This window comes from Methylobacterium sp. WL7 (assembly GCF_008040085.1).
Lineage (GTDB): Bacteria > Pseudomonadota > Alphaproteobacteria > Rhizobiales > Beijerinckiaceae > Methylobacterium > Methylobacterium mesophilicum.
Genome location: NZ_VRVG01000125.1, coordinates 1 through 16,793 on the forward strand (window position 1 = coordinate 1; position 16,793 = coordinate 16,793).

Here is a 16,793-nt window from a genome sequence, read left to right on the forward strand (position 1 = left end):
GCACGATCGCGACCACCCCGCCCAGCCCCGCGAAGGGCAGGGTCACCAGCACCAGCAGCAGGTTGGCCCCCGACCCGGTCACCACGGCGAGCAGCAGCACGATGCCGAACCCGGCGAGCGCGGCATGGGCGAGGAGGTCGGTGCGGGCCTGCGCCTGCGCCTCCGCGGCCCCCGCGAAGGCGACGTAGACGCCCTCCGGCAGGCGCACCGACCGGGCGATCTTGGCGCGCGCCGCCGCCACGAAGCCGGCCACGTCCCGGCCCTCGACACCCGCCGTCACGGTCTGGACCCGCTGGGCGCCCTGGTGCTGGACCTGGTAGCGGCCGGTGCTCTCGTAGATGTCGGCGACCTGGGACAGCCGGACGTAGCGCCCGCCCGGATTGCGCAGGGGCAGGTCGCCCAGCGCGCTGATCCGGCCGCGGGACCGGGCGTCGAGGATCACCAGCACGTTGAACACCGCGTTGCCGACATAGGTCTGGCCGACCGTGTCGCCCTGGTAGGCGGTGCGCACCGCCTCCAGCACCTCGATCGCGTCGAGGCCCCAGTGGCGCAGGTCCGCGGGGCGTAAGGAGGCGGTCACCTGCGGCAGCCCGGCCGGGGCGGCGAGCTGCACGTCCCGGGCCCCCCGCACCTCGGCGAGTTCGCGCGCCACCGCGCGGGCGGCGGCCTCGATCCGGGGCAGGTCGTCGCCGACGAGGTTGACCACCACGGGGGCGGTGTGGCCCGAGACCGTCTCCTCGATCCGCTCGGTCAGGAAGGTCTTGAGCGAGAAGGCCGCCCCCGGGAAGCCGGCCGTGAGGGCGCGGATCCCGGCTTCCGTGGCCCGCTGGGCCGCGCCGTCGAGGCCGGGTTCGAGGTCGATATGGATCTCGCTGTAATGGGTGCCGGCGGTGTCCTGCCCGGCCTCGGCCCGGCCGATCTGCGCCGCCACGGTCCGGACCCCGGGGATGGCCTTGAGGCCCGCGGTGATCAGGCCGCCCAGGCGCTCGGATTCCTGCAGGGCGGTGCCGGGGGAAGCCGCCATGTGCAGGATCAGGTGGCCCTCCTTCAGGTCGGGCAGGAAGCTGGCGCCCAGCCGCGGCACCAGGGCCAAACCGGCCAGCACCGCGAGCGCGCTCAGGGCGATCGCGGTGCGCGGCACCCGCCCGATCCAGCTGAGCAGCCCCCGGTAGGCCCCCCGGCAGAGGCGCACCACCGGCGGGTCGGCGGCCGCGGTCGCCCCGGGCCCGGCGAGCAGAAGCAGGGCGAGGGCGGGGGTCACCGTCAGCGCCACCAGCAGCGAGGCCAGCACGGCGGCGATGTAGGCGAGCGCCAGGGGGCCGAACAGGCGGCCGGCGACGCCGGTGAGCGCCAGCACCGGCAGGAACATCAGCAGCACCGCCAGGGTCGCGTACGCGACCGCGCCGCGCACCTCCAGGATGGCGTCGAACACCACCCGGGCCGCGCCGGCTTCCCAGCCCTCTGCCCGGCCCTTCGCCCGGCTCTCGCGCAGGCGCCGGGCGACGTTCTCGACGCCGATCACCGCGTCGTCCACCACCTCGCCGATGGCGAGCGCCAGCCCGCCGAGCGTCATGGTGTTGAGGCTCTCGCCCCAGGCCTGGAGGGCGAGCGCCGCGGCGATCAGCGAGAGCGGGATCGCGGCCGCGCTGATCAGGGCCGTGCGCCAGTCGGCCAGGAAGACCAGCAGGACGACCACCACCAGGGCGCCGCCCAGCAGCAGCGCCTGCAGGACGTTGCCGTTGGCGACGTCGACGAAGTTGGCCGGCCGGAACAGGTCGGCGTGCAGGCCGATTCCGGCCCGGGCCAGAGCCGGCCGCAGCTCCGCCAGGGCCGCCTCCAGCCGGCCGGTGACCGTCCTGGTGTCGACGCCGACCTGGGCGCCGACCATCAGCAGCACGCCGGGCTTGCCGTCGACCAGGGCGGCGCCGATCGCCGGCTCGGGGGCCGCCAGGATTGTGGCGACGTCGGCCAGCACCACGCTCGCCCCGCCCTCGTTGACCAGCACGGTGCGCCCCAGCGCCTCCGGGGTGAGCGACTGCCCCTCGGTGCGCAGGACCACCCGCTGGCTCGGCGTGTCCACGAAGCCGGCGCCCCGCACCCCCGTGGCCTTGCGGGCGGCCGCCAGCACGTCGTTGAGCCCGACCCGGTAGCGGATCAGGTCGTCGGGGCGGACCTGCACCTGGAGCGAACGCACGCCGCCGCCGTAGACCGAGACTTGCGCGATGCCCGGCACCGCCTGGAGGCGCAGCCGGACCGTCCAGTCGGCCAGCGTGCGCAGGTCCATGGCGCTGCGGCTGTCCGAGGTCAGCCCGATCAGCAGCACCGTCGAGGTCGAGGAGGTCAGCGCCGTCATGGCGGGCGCCATCACGCCCTGGGGCAGCCGTCCGGCCAGGGCCGCCAGCCGCTCGTTGACCCGCTGGCGCACCCGGTCGACGTCGCTGCCGGCCCGGAACGCGGCGCTGATCACCGACAGGCCCTGGATCGAGGAGGAGCGCAGGGTCTCCAGCCCGGGCAGGCCGCCCACCGCCCCCTCGATCGCCTGGGTGACCAGGACCTCGACCTGCTCCGGATCGAGGCCGGGCGCCTCGGTCTGGATCGTCACGGTGGGCGGCGCGAATTCCGGGAACACGTCGTAGCGGGCGCTGCGCAGGGCGTAGAGCCCGAACGCCAGGAGCGCGCAGGCCAGGGCCAGCACCACGCGCGGCCGGCGCACCGCGAACCCGACCAGCCCGGCCTGGGGGCCGCCCGTGAGCCGCTCAATCATCGTCGTCGCCGGAGACCCGGATCTGGCCCTTCATCTCCTCGGAGAGCAGCGCCTGGCCGCCCCTGAGCACGATCTCGCTGCCGTCGGGCAGGTCCTCGACCACGAAGGCATCGGCCGAGAGCGGCGCGTCGGCCCGGACCGGGTGGCGGACGAATCCGCCCTGCGGCACGCCCCGGTAGACCCAGGTCCCCCCCTCCCCGTGCACCACCGCGTCCTCCGGGACCAGCACCCCGGTGGCCGAGCGGGCGGCGGGCAGGAACGCCATCGTGCTCATGCCGGGCAGGAGGCCGCCCGCCCCGGAGACGAGATAGAAAAAACTCTGCCCCTGGATCCGGGGATCGGTGCGGGTCGCCGGGGAGACCAGGCGCAGGGGCACCCGGACGCTCTGCGGCGGCACCTCCGCGAAGGCCGCGTCCGGGGCCGGGTTCAGGACCTCGCCCGGCGGCAGGGTCACCTGCATCAGGAAGTCGGCGCGCTCGATCAGGCGGGTGACCAGCGGCCCGCGCTCGACGATGCCCCGGCCGAGCACCGGGCCCCATTCCTGCTGGGCGGTGGCGGCCAGGGTGCGCAGCTGCGATTCGGCGGCCGTGACGGCGGCCCGGTCGGTCAGCACGGTGGCCTCGACGGTCTCGATCTGGGCGGCCGCCATGGTGCCGGGGCCGAGGCTGCGGGCCCGTCGCGCGGCGCTGGCCGAGACCTCGGCCCGGGCCCGGGCGGTCTGGAGCCCGGCCACCGCGCCGGCATAGGCGTTGGTCAGCTCGGTGACCCGGGCGAGGTCGAGGACGCTGCCATAGGCGGTCAGCTCCTGGCGGTGGGGTTTGGCCGGCAGGATGGCGGTCTCGAGGCCGACCCGGGCGCGCTCCTCCGGGGTGAGCCGCACGATCGCGCGGCCATCCTCGACGGCGACCCGCGCATTCGCCTTCGGCTCCGGGGCGGCGGGCGCGGCGGGCAGGAAAGGGGTGACGAGGCCGTCCCAGGCGGCGAGCAGGGGCGCGCCCCGCTGGCGCAGGTCCGGCCCGGAGAGGGCGACGAGGCCGAGGACGCTCGCCAGGGCCAGCCCTGCCAGCAGCACGCGCCGCCGTCGCATCCCGTTCCCTCCGCAAGCGCCAACCCCGGGCGACCCCGGCAGCGATTGCCACTTTTGCCCGGTTTCTTCGTCCGAATCTACCTGAACTTGAGCGCGGGCGCCGGATGGCGGCTCAGGTCTCCAGGGGCACGTCGAGCCGGAAGCAGGCGCCCTGCCCCGCCTGCGGCACCGTCAGGGTGCCGCCGAGCTGCCGGGTCAGGCTGCCGACCACCCGCATGCCGAGGCTCTTCGAGGCGCGGCCGATCTCGAAATCCGCCGGCAGCCCGACGCCGTCGTCGGCGACCTCGACCACCAGGGTGTCGAGCTCGCGCTCGGCCCGGACCCGGATCGCGCCGCCGTCCGGATGGGTCTCGGGCGGGTAGGCGTATTTGAGCGCGTTGGTGACGAGCTCGTTGACCAGGAGCCCGATCGGGATCGCCCGGTCCGCCGAGATCCGCTGTGGTACCGCCGTGCAGGTGAGGCGCAGGCCCGGCGCGCCGCTGTCGAGATTGGCCACCAGCTTCTCCAGGAACGGCGCGAGGTCGAGCTCCCCGGGCACGCCCTCCCCGTCCCCGGCCTTCTCGCCGGCCCGGTCGTCCTGGCGCCAGAGCTGGTCGTGGACGCCGGCGATCGCCTCGACGCGGCTTCGCGCATCCGACAGGGCCGCCTGCACGGCGGGCTCCGCCTCGGCAGCGCGGGCCTGGAGGGCGAGCAGGCTCGCCACGATGGCGAGGCTGTTCTTGACCCGGTGGCTCATCTCGCGGGCGAGCAGGTCCTGCCGGGCGAGAGCTGCGCGCAGCAGGCTCTCGGTGCGCTGGCGCTCGATGGCGCCGCCGAGCAGGTTAGCGAAGCCCTGCATGAAGGCGATGTCGGCCTCCTCGAACATGCCCTCGCGGGTGTCGTCCACCTCCAGCACCCCGAAGGCGCCGTCCCGGTTCTCGATCAGCACGTTGATCGCCCGGCGGATGCCGTGATCGGCCATGAGCTGGGGCGTGCGGAACCGGGTCTCCTCGGCCAGGTGGTTCGAGATCACCGGCCGGCCGGTCTTGAGGGCGAAGCCCGCCGGGGAGGCGAGGTCGGCCCCGACCCGGGCCTGCCCGATCACGTCCGGCCCCCAGCCGACGCCGGCGCGCACCAGCAGCGTGTCCTCGCCGCGGCGGTATTCCAGCGCCTTGCAGAACTCCGCGCCCATCCCCTGGGCGCACAGCTCCGCGGCCCGCTGCAGCAGGTGGTCGACATCGGTGCCGCGCAGGGCCTCGACCCCGAACGCGGACAGGATCACCTGCTGGCGCAGGCGGTAGCCGAGATCGGGGGGCGCGAGGCCGGGCGCGGCGGGATCCGCCGGCGCGTCGGGGCTGAGTTCCACTTCGGTCTGGTCGCCTGTCGCAGTCATGAGGGCGGCAGAGTAGCAGGAAGCGCGGCCCGGGGCGAAGCCGGCTTGTCGGTCCGGCCACGCTTCGCCGGCGCCCCCGTCGTCGCACCGGATCGTCGCACCGGATCGTCGCACCCCTTGCCGCCCCCGGACCCCGCCGGCGCCGGGCGGCGTTCCGTCAGTCCCGCCCGTCTCGAAGGATGGCACCATGGCCGACGATGTGAACGGACTCTCCGACAAGGCGCTCTCGATCTTCGCCTTCGCGGCCTATCACCGCCTGGTCAGCGGCGAGCGGGTCACCTCGGTCATCCGCAAGGACGGCGCCGGCCACGAGGCCGACCCGGTGGGCGTGAAGGAGCTGGAGGAGCGCGGCCTCGTCACCGCCGGCGAGACCGACATCGACCTCGGCGACACCGCCCAGGCGACCGTGGAGGCGATGGTCGCGGCTTTGCGCGGGGAAGTCGGGCGCTGAAGGGCTACGGCTCCTCCGGCGATGCGAAGCGGTCCGCGAGATCGCGGCGGCTGTGCAGGATGTTGATCACTTCGAGCACGTCGTCGCGGACCCGGAAATAGATCACGTAATTTCGGTGCGGAAAGCTGCGGATATCGGGTCTCAGATCCGGTCTGGGACGCCCCAGCGTTCAGGGCAACGCCGCGAACTTATGACAATGCGCACGCAGGCTCGCCACCACCTTGCGGCCGGTCGCGCGACTGCCGCTGGCTTCCGTGACGCGAACGAGGATGTCGACGAGATCCGCCTGCGCAGCGGCCAAGAAGACGACGCGTCTCATTCCCCGAAGCCGCGCGCCTCCAACGCGCGATCCGCGGCGTCCAGAGCCGCATCGATCTCGGCCTCGCTGACCTGACCGCCGGCCGCAATGGAGGCGTCGAGGGTCTCGCGCAGGGCTTGTAGCCGGGCTTCACGCTCCGCGACCAAGCGCAGCCCCTCCCGCACCACATCGTTCGCCGAGCCGTAGCGGCCCTCGCGAATGACGCGCTCGATGAAGCCCTGCCAGCGATCCTCGACGCAGACGTCCATGGCGCCACCCTCCTCAGGATACCCGGCAGGATACCAGAGATCGCGCCGTCCGGGGTACCCCGTCGCGCCCGGGCCTGCGGCATCCCGGCCGTGGAAGCCCGGGAACGCCCCCGCCCCCGGCGGCCTTCTCCCGCACCAGACGATGGAGCGCGCGGATGAGCAAGGCGGACGTGAAGGCCGGGGACGACGTGACCTACACGTGGGGCAAGGGCTCCGTCGAAGGCGAAGTGACCAAGGTCCACACCAAGGACGTCGAGAAGACGATCAAGGGCAACACGGTCAAGCGCGCGGCCTCGAAGGACGAGCCCGCCGTGGAGATCGAGACCGCCAAGGGCAAGACGGTCCTGAAGTCCGTCTCCGAGGTCACGGTCAAGTAAGCCGATCCGCGCAGGCGCCCCGCGGTGTGAGGTGGCGCACATGATCCCCGCCCCGGGCCTCGCCGGGGGCGGGCTCCCGGCTATCTGTAACGGTTCCAGCCTTTGCCAGCCGGGACCCAGCATGAATATTCCCCTCCGGCTTACCCTGAACGGGCAAGCCCGCGAGATCGCCCTCGACGATCCGCGCGTCACCCTCCTCGACCTCCTGCGCGAGCGGCTCGGCCTGACGGGCGCCAAGAAGGGCTGCGACCGCGGCCAGTGCGGCGCCTGCACGGTGCTGGTGGACGGGCGGCGGATCAATGCCTGCCTCACCCTCGCCGTGAGCCTCGACGGGGCCGAGATCCTGACCATCGAGGGTCTGGCCGAGGGCGATCGGCTGCATCCGGTCCAGGCGGCCTTCATCGCCCATGACGGCTTCCAGTGCGGCTTCTGCACCCCGGGCCAGATCATGAGCGCTGTCGGACTGATCCGCGAGGGCCAGGCCGGCACCGATCCCGAGCGCATCCGCGAGGGCATGAGCGGCAACCTCTGCCGCTGCGGCGCCTATGCCGGCATCCTCGACGCGGTGCAGGAGGCGTCGCGCCCCACCGGACAGGTCGAGCATCGGGAGGACGCGGCGTGAGGAACTTCGACTACATCCGCCCCGCGAGCCTGCCGGAGGCCGTCGCGGCCGGGCAGCTTCCCGACACCGCCTATCTCGCCGCCGGCACCAACCTGGTCGACCTGATGAAGGGCGGCGTCACCGCCCCCGCCCGGATCGTCGACATCACCCGGCTGCCGGGTCTCTCCAGCATCGAGCCCCTGCCGGACGGCGGCACCCGGATCGGCGCCCTCGTGCGCAACAGCGACCTCGCCTACGACCCGAGGATCGAAAAAACCTACCCGATGGTGGCCGAGGCCCTGCTGGCCGGCGCCTCGGCGCAGCTGCGCAACGCCGCCACCGTGGGCGGCAACCTGATGCAGCGCACCCGCTGCCCGTTCTTCACCGACGCGGTCTCGCCTTGCAACAAGCGCGAGCCCGGCTCCGGCTGCGCGGCTTTGGGGCACGCCACCCGGATCCACGCCGTCCAGGGCTGGAGCGAGCACTGCATCGCCACCAACCCGTCCGATTTCTGCGTGCCGCTCGCCGCCCTCGACGCGGTGGTCGAGATCGCCGGGCCGGACGGCGCCCGGGAGGTGCCGCTGACCGCGTTCCACACTCTCCCCGGCGACCATCCGGAGCACGAGACGGCGCTGCGCCCGGCCGAGCTGATCACCGCGGTGCGGCTGCCCCCCGAGGCGGCGTCGTTCCAGGGCAACGCCCGCTACCTCAAGGTCCGCGACCGCACCTCCTACGCGTTCGCGGTGGTCTCGGCCGCCGCCGCCCTCACGCTCGACGGCCAAAAGATCGGCCGAGCCCGGCTCGCCTTCGGCGGGCTGGCGCTCAAGCCCTGGCGGGTCGAGGCGGCCGAGGCGGCGCTCGCCGGCCAGGCGCCCTCCCCCGAGGCCTACGCCCGGGCCGCCGCCCTGGCCCTCGACGGCGCCAAGCCCACCGGCGAGGCCAACGCCTTCAAGATCGAACTCGCCCGCCGCGTCGCGGTCCGGGCGCTGACGCTGGCGGCCGCCGGGACGCCCGCGCGGATCCCGGCGCTTCCCGCCTCCCCGTTCGGCATCGTCTGAGGACAGACCGCATGACCGCGACCGCCACACCCCAGACCTCCGCCGCCGGCACCCGCCACGGCTCCAGCATCGGCCAGCCGCTGACCCGGCGGGACGGCCCGCTCAAGGTGACCGGCCAGGCAAGGTTCTCCGCCGACAACCTGCCCCCCGGCACGCTGCACGCGGCGCTCTGCGTCGCCCGGATCGCCAAGGGCCGGGTCACCGGCCTGAACCGGTCCGCTGCCGAGGCCCATCCCGGCGTCGTCGCGGTGATGACCCCGGAGAACGCCCCGAAACTCGCCCAGGACCCGGACGCCAAGGCCGGGCCGTTCATCTTCCGCCTGGACCTGCTGCAGAACGACCGGGTCCGCTACGCCAACCAGCCGATCGCCGTGGTGATCGCCGAGACCCTGGAGGCCGCCACCGAGGGCGCGCGCCTGCTGGCGCCGACCTACGCGAGCGAGACGCCGCGCATCGGCCTCGATTCCGGCGAGGTATTCACCCCGGATTCGGTGGGCGTCGGCGCGGCCCCGTCCGAGAGCGACGGCGACGTCGAGGCGGGCCTGGCATCCGCGTCGCGCACCATCGCGGCCACCTACGAGACCCCGGCCCAGTACCACAACGCCATGGAGCCCCACGCGGCCCTGGCCCAGTGGGACGGCGACCGGCTGACCCTGCACATGCCGACCCAGGGGCTGGCGATCTCGCAAGGCCGGCTCGCCGGGCTGTTCGGGATCAAGCCCGACGACATCCACATCGAGAGCCCCTATCTCGGCGGCGGCTTCGGCTCGAAGGGCGTGCCCTCGGGGCCGCAGGTGCTCGCCTGCATGGCGGCCCGGATGGTCGGGCGGCCGGTCAAGCTGGTGCCGACCCGCTCCCAGATGTACGGCCCGATGGGCCATCGCGGCCCGACCCGGCAGACGCTCCGCCTCGGCACCGACGCGGCCGGCAAGCTCACGGCGCTCGACCACCACATCCTCACCGCCTCCTCGAGCTTCGACGACTTCTTCGAGCCGGCCGGCCGGGCGACCAGCACCCTCTACGCCAGCCCGGCCATCGCGATCCGGCACGAGGCGGTGCGGCTCGACACCGGCACGCCCCTGTTCATGCGTGCCCCGGGCGAGGCCACCGGCAGCGTCGCCCTCGAGAGCGCGCTGGACGAGATGGCGCACGAACTCGGCATGGACCCGCTGGAGTTCCGGCTCGCCAACTACGCCGAGGTCGAGCCGATCACCGGCAAGCCGTTCTCGTCCAAGGCCCTGCGCGCGTGCTACCAGCGCGGCGCCGAGGCGTTCGGCTGGGCCGGACGCCCGCTCCAGCCCCGTCAGACCCGGGACAAGGACGGCTTTTTGGTCGGCATCGGCATGGGCACCGCCACCTTCCCGGCCCTGATCTTCGAAGGCATGGCGCGGGCCGAGATCCGCGCCGACGGCACCGGCACGGTGGAGCTCGGGGCGATCGACATGGGCCAGGGCGCCTGGACCGCGCTCGCCCAGATCGCCGCCGACGGGCTCGGGATCGGCATGGAGGCCCTCACCTTCCGGATGGGGTCGTCCGATCTTCCGAATGCCGGCATCGCGGGCGGCTCCGGCCACACCGCCACGGCCGGCAACGCGATCCACGCCGCCGCCCAGGACGTGATCGCCCAGCTGGCCAAGCTCGCCACCGACGACCCCGCCTCCCCGCTTTACGGCGCCGGCAATGCCGGCGTCGCCGCGGCGGGCGGGCGCCTGACCCGGCAGGACGATTCGAGCCGGAGCGAGTCCTTCGCCGACATCCTCAAGCGGGCCGGGCGGGCCAGCATCGAGGGCCAGGGCAAGGCCGGAGCCGACCCGGCGGCCCAAAAGTCCTACGCGATGCACGCCCACGGGGCGGTCTTCGCCGAGGTGCGGGTCGATCCTGACTTGGGCCAGATCCGGGTCAGCCGGCTGGTCGGCGCCTTCGCAGCCGGCCGGGTGATCAACCCGCGGCTGGTCCAGAGCCAGTATTACGGCGGCATGATCTGGGGCCTGTCCTTCGCCCTGCACGAGCGGGCCGAGATGGACCCGCGCACCGGCCGCTTCCTCAACGACAACCTGGCCGAGTACCACCTGCCGGTGAACGCCGACATCCCGGCCATGGAGGCGATCCTGGTCCACGAGGAGGATTCCGTGGTGAACGCGTTGGGGGTGAAGGGCGTCGGCGAGATCGGCATCACCGGCACGGTGGGCGCCATCGCCAACGCGGTCTGGCACGCCACCGGCGTGCGAGTGCGCGAGATGCCGATCACCCTGGACAAGCTTTTGGGGTGATTCCGGCGGGCGGCACCCCGTAAGGGTCCCGCCCGCGGGGCTATGACGTTCGCCCATCTCTCTTGCTCTGCCACCATTAAGGTGGCATTCGGCGGTTATGGAGAAGCGGCGTCCAACCTACGACCTCCAAGCCATCAAGGTCGCGCTGGGAGCGACAGATACCCTTGCGATGACGACGACGGCGCTCCGCAACGCATTCTCATTGGGGTTCGATCGAGCAGGTGTCGTCGAAACGATCGCTGGGATCGAACGCGACATGTTCTTCAAGTCGATGACGACCCATGCTGATCATCGTGTCTGGCAGGATGTCTATCATGTCCCCGCTCGAGGCCTGACGCTCTACGTGAAATTCCAGGCCGATGTCGTGACCGAGTTCACCGTCATGTCATTCAAGGAGAAATGAGCATGGCTATCGAGACGGCTCTACCGGGAACGATGGTCTCGCCCGAGACTGGAGAGATCCTTCGCCGGGGCGTGCGCCTCTTCACTGTCGCCTACAGGGGACGGACTCGGACCGTCGATCTGCCGGGCTATTATCCAGACGGAGATGGTGCGGGTGTCCATGTCGGACAGGACATGGCGGTGACGGATGCGGCTTTGCGAGCGCTTAAGGAGGAGGTGGAAGGTCTGCCCTCCCCCGCGACGATCCGGCGGGTGCGCAAGAAGTTGCGCCTCTCCCAGCGCGAGGCGGGCAGCCTGCTGAAGGTCGGGGAATCGGCCTTCGACAAATATGAGCGCGGCTTGGTCGAGCCGAGCGGCCCAACCAGCCAGTTGTTGCGCCTCCTCGATCGGCATCCCGAGCTTGCCGAAGAACTTCGTCAGGACGTCGTCTGAGACAGCATATCCCGATCGCGCCACGGTTTGCGGCTTGCTGGCCGTGGAGTCATCATCGGGTGCTCCCACCCGGCAAGGTCACAGAAGTATCGTAGCCGGCAAACCTGGATAGGGTGCCGATCATGATGACACAGATCGTAACGGAATGCCTGACAGGCCTGTTCCGCACGATCTTGTTGCCGGTCGCTGGGGCGCTGACCGTCGTTGCCATGATCCTTGCCCCCTGATTCAGACGCCGCGCGCGACGCGATCCTGAACGCCCTCACAATCACCGCAGCGGGGATCGCGGCTGAGGGTGCCGTGCTCGGCTCGGCCGTTGCGCTCCGCTGGCTCGACGCCCGGCGCACCGCGATCTGAGGACGGCAGGCGCAGCCGCTCGGCTGTGCCTCTTCCCTCCCCCGCTCAGGCCGCGATCGGCTCCGACCCGGCCAAGCGTGCCGAAGTCGGGGAAGACCGTCTGCGCGGCGCCGGTCACCTCGAACGGCTGACCGGCCGGAGATAGGCATTCCCCGCCGTCCACCACTGGATGCGGCGGGCGTTGGCGGCGAGAGCATCGTTCCGGTTCCGATTCTTGAAACGATGCTCGTGTTGCCGGGGCGCATGCGCGTGTCGGGTCGCCGAGCGGGGACAGGATTGCGCAGCGGGGGACATGCCGTCGGACAGCGCGAACGAACCCGACATGGCGGCCCATACCGGGACGGATGATCCACAGGAGCCGGCCAGGCTGGCCTCACATAAAAATCAGACAAATGATCCGGTCTGACACGGCCCGTCGGCGATCGTCGGCGCTGACGCAGGTGACAGCACGGGCGCGTCCGGCTATCCAACCTTCCGCGCATATGTCATACATATGCCGACCGATCGTCCTGAAGAGGCGGCGGCTGCATTCGAACGGGGGGACGTCGATGAGAGGCACCATTTCCATCAAGGCCATGATCGCGGGCGCGATGCTGGCGTGGGCCGGCGGGGCCCAGGCCGCCTCGCTGACCGTCGGGTTCTCGCAGATCGGTTCCGAATCCGGCTGGCGCGCCGCCGAGACGACGGTGACCAAGGACGAGGCCAAGAAGCGCGGCATCACGGTCAAGATCGCCGACGCGCAGCAGAAGCAGGAGAACCAGATCAAGGCGATCCGGTCCTTCGTGGCGCAGGGGGTCGACGCGATCCTGCTCGCCCCCGTGGTCGCCACCGGCTGGGATTCCGTGCTCAAGGAAGCCCGCGACGCGAAGATCCCGGTGATCCTGCTCGACCGCGACATCGATCCCGCCGGCAAGGACCTCTACCTGACCGCCGTCACCTCCGACAGCGTCGAGGAGGGCCGGGTCGCCGGCGCGTGGCTGGCCAAGACGGTCGGCGAGAAGCCCTGCAACGTGGTCGAACTCCAGGGCACGGTCGGCGCCAGCGTCGCCACCAACCGCAAGAAGGGCTTTGACGCCGCCCTCGCGCCCCACGCCAACCTGAAGCTCGTGCGCAGCCAGACCGGCGACTTCACCCGGGCCAAGGGCAAGGAGGTGATGGAGAGCTTCATCAAGGCCGAGGGCGGCCGCTCGATCTGCGCGGTCTACGCCCACAACGACGACATGATGGTCGGCGCCATCCAGGCGATGAAGGAGGCCGGCTTGAAGCCCGGCAAGGAGATCCTGACGGTCTCGATCGACGCGGTCCCCGACATCTTCAAGGCGATCGCCGCGGGCGAGGCCAACGCCACCGTGGAGCTCACCCCCGACATGGCCGGCCCCGCCTTCGACGTGCTGAAAGCCTACAAGGAGAAGGGCACCGTCCCGCCCAAGTGGATCCAGACCGAGTCGAAGCTCTACACGGCCGCGGACGACCCGATGAAGGTCTACAACAGCAAGAAGAACCTCGGCTACTGACGCGACCCCGACCGCTGCGATCGCATCGTGCCCGATTCCGTCCTGCTCAGCGTCCGCGGGCTCTCGAAGAGCTTCGCCGGGCACCAGGCCCTCGCAGGGGTCGACTTCACCTTGCGCCGGGGAGAGATCCACGCCCTCCTCGGCGAGAACGGCGCCGGCAAGTCCACCTTCATCAAGACGCTCACCGGCGTCGTCCGGCGCGATGCCGGCGAGGTCTGGCTCGACGGCGCGCCGATTGCCCCGCGCTCGGCGGAAGCCGCGTCCCGGGCCGGCATCGCCACGGTCTACCAGGAGGTCGGCCTGCTGCCGAACCTCACCGTGGCGCAGAACCTGTTCCTGGGCCGCGAGCCGACCCGGTTCGGCCTCGTGCGCACTCGCGAGATGCGCCGGCGCGCTACCGCGCTGCTCGCGGATTTCGGCCTGTCGATCGATGTCGGCGCGCCGCTCGGCCGCTATCCGGTGGCGGTGCAGCACCTCGTGGCGATCGCCCGGGCGGTGGATCTCTCGGCCCGGGCCCTGATCCTCGACGAGCCGACCGCGAGCCTCGACACCCACGAGGTCACGGTGCTGTTCGGCGTGATGCGCCGCCTCGCCGAGCGGGGGATCGGCATCGTCTTCGTGACCCACTTCCTGGAGCAGGTCTACGCGATCACCGACCGCATCACGGTCCTGCGCAACGGCCGGCTGGTGACGGAGCGCGAGACCGCGCGCTTCCCGCGCCTCGAGCTCGTGCACACGATGCTGGGCCACGACCTCGCCGAGACCGAGGCGCGGGCGGAGCCGGCGGACCGGTCGTCACAGAAAAAATCCGGCACGCCGGTCCTGCAGGCCGAGGGGCTCGGCAAGGCCGGCTACCTCCAGCCCATCGACCTCACGGTGGGCAGCGGCGAGGTGGTCGGCCTCGCGGGCCTCCTCGGCTCCGGGCGGACGGAGACCGCCCGCCTGCTGTTCGGCGCCGAGCGGGCCGATCGCGGACGCATCCTGCTCGACGGCGAGCCGGTCCGGATCGCCGGACCCCGGGACGCCCTGCGCCACCGGTTCGGCTACTGCCCGGAGGAGCGCAAGACCGAGGGCATCGTCGCCGACCTGACGGTGCGGGAGAACATCGTGCTGGCCCTGCAGGCCCGGCGCGGCCCGTTCCGGCCCCTGGGCCGTGCGGCCCAGGACAAGATCGCCCGCGCCTTCATCGCGATGCTCGACATCCGGCCGCCCGATCCGGAACGGCCGATCGGGCTCCTGTCCGGTGGCAACCAGCAGAAGGCGCTGCTGGCGCGCTGGCTCGCCACCGAGCCGCGCCTGCTGATCCTCGACGAGCCGACCCGGGGCATCGATGTCGGGGCCCATGCGGAGATCATCCGGCTGATCCGCCGGCTTTGCGACGAGGGGCTCGCCCTCCTGGTGATCTCCTCGGAACTGGAAGAAATCGTGACCTATTCCGACCGGGTGATCGTGATGCGCGACCGGGCCCAGGTGGCCGAACTCGCCGGCAGCGCGGTCGACCTCACCGCCATCCTCCGGGCGATCGCCGCCGAGGCGGCATCCGCACCGGTTTTGGAACCCGCCTGATGCGCGCCCTTCGCTCCGGAGCGCCCCAGCTCCTCGCCTTCGCGGCCGTGCTCCTGGCCGACCGCCTCGCCTCGCCGCAATTCCTCGCGGTGCATCTCCAGGACGGGCGCCTGTTCGGCAGCCTGATCGACGTGTTCAACCGCGGCGCGCCGGTGGCGCTGCTGTCGCTCGGCATGGTGCTGGTGGTCGCCACCGGCGGCATCGACCTGTCGGTGGGCGCCGTGATGGCGATCGCCGGGGCGGTCGCGGCGAGCCTGGCCGACAGCTACCCCCTGCCGGTGGTGCTCGCCGCCGCCCTCGGTACCGGGCTCGCCTGCGGCCTGTGGAACGGGTTCCTGGTGGCGAGCCTGCGGATCCAGCCGATCGTCGCCACCCTGATCCTGATGGTCGCCGGCCGGGGCATCGCCCAGCTGATCACCGAGGGGCGCATCGTCACCTTCGCGTCCTCCGAGCTGGCCTTCCTGGGCGGCGGCGCGCTGTTCGGCGTGCCGATGCCGGTGGTGCTGGTCCTCGCCATGCTGCTCCTGACGCTGGCTTTGGTGCGCGGCTCGGCGCTCGGCCTGATGATCGAGGCCACCGGCGGCAACGCCCGCGCCAGCGCGCTCGCCGGCATCGACACCCGGTCGGTGACGGTGGCGGTCTACGCCTGGAGCGGCCTCTGCGCGGCGCTGGCCGGCGTGGTCGCGGCGGCCGACATCCTGGGGGCGGATGCCAACAATGCCGGGCTGTGGCTGGAGCTCGACGCGATCCTGGCCGTGGTGGTGGCCGGCTCGTCGCTCCTCGGTGGGCGGTTCAGCCTGTGGCTGGCGGTGCTCGGGGCCTTCATCATCCAGGCGATGAACACCGGCATCCTGCTCTCCGGCCTGCCGCCGGAACTGAACCTCGTGGTCAAGGCCGCGGTGGTGCTGGCGGTGCTCCTCGTCCAGTCGCCCCGCCTGTCGGGCCTCACCCTGCTGCTGCGGAAGCCGTGATGAGCCGCAACCTCCCGGTCCTGGTCGCCGCGCTCCTGTTCGCGGCCGGCTACGTCCTCTGCGCGACCCAGTTCCCCGCCTTCCTGACCACCCGGGTCGTCGGCAACCTGCTCACCGACAGCGCCTTCCTGGGCATCGTCGCGGTCGGCACGACCTTCGTGATCATCTCGGGCGGCATCGACCTCTCGGTCGGCTCGGTGGTCGGCTTCACCACGGTGTTCCTGGCGCTCGCCATCGACCGCTGGGGGATCCCGCCGCTCGCCGCCTTCGGGATCGTGCTCGGGGCCGCCGCCCTGTTCGGCGCCGCGATGGGCGCGCTGATCCACGTCTTCGAGATGCCGCCCTTCATCGTGACCCTGGCCGGCATGTTCCTGGCCCGGGGCGCCGGCTTCCTGCTCTCCACCGAGTCGGTGCCGATCAACGCGCCGCTCTACAGCGCGGTCGCCGACCTGTCGGTGAGCCTGCCCGGCGGCGGGCGGCTGACCCTGACGGCCTGCGTGATGCTCGCCGTGTTCCTAGTGGGCGGGGTGCTGCTCCACGCCACGCGCTTCGGCGCCACCGTCTACGCGCTGGGCGGCAGCCGCCACACCACCGGGCTGATGGGCGTGCGGGTCGGGCGCAACACCATCGCGATCTACGCCCTGTCGAGCCTGCTCGCGGCGCTCGCCGGCATCGTGTTCTCCCTCGACACCGCCTCGGGCACCCCGCTCTCGGCGGTGGGCGTCGAGCTCGACGCCATCGCGGCGGTGGTGATCGGCGGCACGCTGCTCACCGGCGGCCAGGGCGGCATCCTGGGCACGTTCCTCGGCGTCATGATCGGCGGCCTGATCCAGACGGCCATCACCTTCGACGGCACCCTGTCGAGCTGGTGGACCAAGATCGCCACCGGCCTGCTGCTCTTCGCCTTCATCGCCCTGCAGCAGGGCTCGGTAGCCCTCGCCGGGCGCCCCGGCCGGGCCGCCCGCCCCCGCCCGGAACAGCCGGTCGGCCGGCCGGTCGAAGCC

18 protein-coding genes are annotated in these 16,793 nt (G+C 72.1%); 12 read left to right on the plus strand and 6 right to left on the minus strand.

The annotated features are described in order from the left end of the window. The 3 genes from FV233_RS23485 to FV233_RS23495 all read right to left on the minus strand — a co-directional run. Positions 1-2,764 (minus strand): efflux RND transporter permease subunit (locus FV233_RS23485; protein ID WP_187278211.1); only part of this gene is annotated, 2,764 nt, incomplete at its 3' end. Continuing rightward, positions 2,757-3,851, minus strand: coding sequence for an efflux RND transporter periplasmic adaptor subunit (locus FV233_RS23490; RefSeq protein WP_147898967.1), 1,095 nt, complete (start codon positions 3,849-3,851; stop codon positions 2,757-2,759). The genes FV233_RS23485 and FV233_RS23490, both read right to left, overlap by 8 nt. Before the next feature lie 112 nt (positions 3,852-3,963). Further along, positions 3,964-5,223, minus strand: coding sequence for a histidine kinase dimerization/phosphoacceptor domain -containing protein (locus tag FV233_RS23495; RefSeq protein ID WP_187277858.1), 1,260 nt, complete (start codon positions 5,221-5,223; stop codon positions 3,964-3,966). 187 nt (positions 5,224-5,410) lie between these two features. Between FV233_RS23495 and FV233_RS23500 the strand changes: the two genes are divergently transcribed. Further along, the gene (locus FV233_RS23500) at positions 5,411-5,674 is read left to right on the plus strand and encodes a hypothetical protein (RefSeq protein WP_147856501.1); all 264 of its coding nucleotides are present in this window, start codon (positions 5,411-5,413) and stop codon (positions 5,672-5,674) included. A gap of 4 nt (positions 5,675-5,678) precedes the next feature. Here the strand turns inward: FV233_RS23500 and FV233_RS31675 are convergent, their stop codons facing one another. The 3 genes from FV233_RS31675 to FV233_RS23510 are packed head-to-tail and all read right to left on the minus strand — an operon-like array spanning position 5,679 to position 6,241. Next, a complete protein-coding gene (locus FV233_RS31675; RefSeq protein WP_281406518.1) occupies positions 5,679-5,840 on the minus strand; it encodes a type II toxin-antitoxin system RelE/ParE family toxin in 162 nt (53 codons plus the stop codon). A gap of 3 nt (positions 5,841-5,843) precedes the next feature. After that, entirely contained in the window at positions 5,844-5,993 is a 150-nt protein-coding gene (locus FV233_RS31320) for a hypothetical protein (RefSeq protein ID WP_238262340.1), read from the minus strand. Next, positions 5,990-6,241, minus strand: coding sequence for a type II toxin-antitoxin system ParD family antitoxin (locus tag FV233_RS23510; RefSeq protein ID WP_147856502.1), 252 nt, complete (start codon positions 6,239-6,241; stop codon positions 5,990-5,992). The genes FV233_RS31320 and FV233_RS23510 overlap by 4 nt, the downstream gene beginning before the upstream one ends. Positions 6,242-6,396: 155 nt before the next feature. Here FV233_RS23510 and FV233_RS23515 point away from each other — a divergent pair, with 155 nt between their 5' ends. The 11 genes from FV233_RS23515 to yjfF all read left to right on the plus strand — a co-directional run. Continuing rightward, positions 6,397-6,618, plus strand: coding sequence for a DUF2945 domain-containing protein (locus tag FV233_RS23515; RefSeq protein ID WP_147856503.1), 222 nt, complete (start codon positions 6,397-6,399; stop codon positions 6,616-6,618). Positions 6,619-6,739: 121 nt separating this feature from the next. Then, positions 6,740-7,240 carry a (2Fe-2S)-binding protein gene (locus FV233_RS23520; RefSeq protein ID WP_147856504.1) on the plus strand — a complete coding sequence of 167 codons (501 nt, stop codon included), beginning with the start codon at positions 6,740-6,742 and terminating at the stop codon, positions 7,238-7,240. After that, the gene (locus FV233_RS23525; protein WP_147898968.1) at positions 7,237-8,277 is read left to right on the plus strand and encodes a xanthine dehydrogenase family protein subunit M; all 1,041 of its coding nucleotides are present in this window, start codon (positions 7,237-7,239) and stop codon (positions 8,275-8,277) included. Before FV233_RS23520 ends, FV233_RS23525 begins: the two co-directional genes overlap by 4 nt. An 11-nt stretch (positions 8,278-8,288) precedes the next feature. Beyond that, entirely contained in the window at positions 8,289-10,547 is a 2,259-nt protein-coding gene (locus tag FV233_RS23530; RefSeq protein WP_147898969.1) for a xanthine dehydrogenase family protein molybdopterin-binding subunit, read from the plus strand. 97 nt (positions 10,548-10,644) lie between these two features. Next, complete coding sequence (locus FV233_RS23535; RefSeq protein WP_147855137.1) at positions 10,645-10,950, plus strand: type II toxin-antitoxin system MqsR family toxin; 306 nt, start codon at positions 10,645-10,647, stop codon at positions 10,948-10,950. A gap of 2 nt (positions 10,951-10,952) precedes the next feature. Further along, on the plus strand, positions 10,953-11,381 hold the full coding sequence (locus tag FV233_RS23540; RefSeq protein WP_147855138.1) for a type II toxin-antitoxin system MqsA family antitoxin: 429 nt from the start codon (positions 10,953-10,955) through the stop codon (positions 11,379-11,381). A 216-nt stretch (positions 11,382-11,597) separates the two neighbouring features. Then, complete coding sequence (locus FV233_RS30590) at positions 11,598-11,738, plus strand: hypothetical protein (RefSeq protein WP_187277737.1); 141 nt, start codon at positions 11,598-11,600, stop codon at positions 11,736-11,738. Between the two features lie 575 nt (positions 11,739-12,313). Then, the gene (ytfQ, locus tag FV233_RS23545) at positions 12,314-13,252 is read left to right on the plus strand and encodes a galactofuranose ABC transporter, galactofuranose-binding protein YtfQ (RefSeq protein WP_281406493.1); all 939 of its coding nucleotides are present in this window, start codon (positions 12,314-12,316) and stop codon (positions 13,250-13,252) included. Between the two features lie 27 nt (positions 13,253-13,279). Then, positions 13,280-14,818, plus strand: coding sequence for a sugar ABC transporter ATP-binding protein (locus FV233_RS23550; RefSeq protein WP_147855139.1), 1,539 nt, complete (start codon positions 13,280-13,282; stop codon positions 14,816-14,818). Beyond that, a complete protein-coding gene (locus tag FV233_RS23555; protein WP_147855140.1) occupies positions 14,818-15,789 on the plus strand; it encodes an ABC transporter permease in 972 nt (323 codons plus the stop codon). Before FV233_RS23550 ends, FV233_RS23555 begins: the two co-directional genes overlap by 1 nt. Continuing rightward, on the plus strand, positions 15,789-16,793 hold a 1,005-nt coding region (gene yjfF / locus FV233_RS23560), incomplete at its 3' end, for a galactofuranose ABC transporter, permease protein YjfF (RefSeq protein ID WP_147898970.1). The genes FV233_RS23555 and yjfF, both read left to right, overlap by 1 nt.

What these genes read in the sequence shown, in the direction of transcription:
- FV233_RS23495 (WP_187277858.1), bottom strand. Translation starts at nt 5,223, where the DNA reads ATGACTGCGACAGGCGACCAGACCGAAGTGGAACTCAGCCCCGACGCG.
- FV233_RS23535 (WP_147855137.1), top strand. Translation starts at nt 10,645, where the DNA reads ATGGAGAAGCGGCGTCCAACCTACGACCTCCAAGCCATCAAGGTCGCG.
- FV233_RS23530 (WP_147898969.1), top strand. Translation starts at nt 8,289, where the DNA reads ATGACCGCGACCGCCACACCCCAGACCTCCGCCGCCGGCACCCGCCAC.
- FV233_RS23490 (WP_147898967.1), bottom strand. Translation starts at nt 3,851, where the DNA reads ATGCGACGGCGGCGCGTGCTGCTGGCAGGGCTGGCCCTGGCGAGCGTC.
- FV233_RS23555 (WP_147855140.1), top strand. Translation starts at nt 14,818, where the DNA reads ATGCGCGCCCTTCGCTCCGGAGCGCCCCAGCTCCTCGCCTTCGCGGCC.
- FV233_RS23540 (WP_147855138.1), top strand. Translation starts at nt 10,953, where the DNA reads ATGGCTATCGAGACGGCTCTACCGGGAACGATGGTCTCGCCCGAGACT.
- FV233_RS23515 (WP_147856503.1), top strand. Translation starts at nt 6,397, where the DNA reads ATGAGCAAGGCGGACGTGAAGGCCGGGGACGACGTGACCTACACGTGG.
- FV233_RS31320 (WP_238262340.1), bottom strand. Translation starts at nt 5,993, where the DNA reads ATGAGACGCGTCGTCTTCTTGGCCGCTGCGCAGGCGGATCTCGTCGAC.
- FV233_RS23500 (WP_147856501.1), top strand. Translation starts at nt 5,411, where the DNA reads ATGGCCGACGATGTGAACGGACTCTCCGACAAGGCGCTCTCGATCTTC.
- FV233_RS23510 (WP_147856502.1), bottom strand. Translation starts at nt 6,241, where the DNA reads ATGGACGTCTGCGTCGAGGATCGCTGGCAGGGCTTCATCGAGCGCGTC.
- FV233_RS23520 (WP_147856504.1), top strand. Translation starts at nt 6,740, where the DNA reads ATGAATATTCCCCTCCGGCTTACCCTGAACGGGCAAGCCCGCGAGATC.
- ytfQ (WP_281406493.1), top strand. Translation starts at nt 12,314, where the DNA reads ATGATCGCGGGCGCGATGCTGGCGTGGGCCGGCGGGGCCCAGGCCGCC.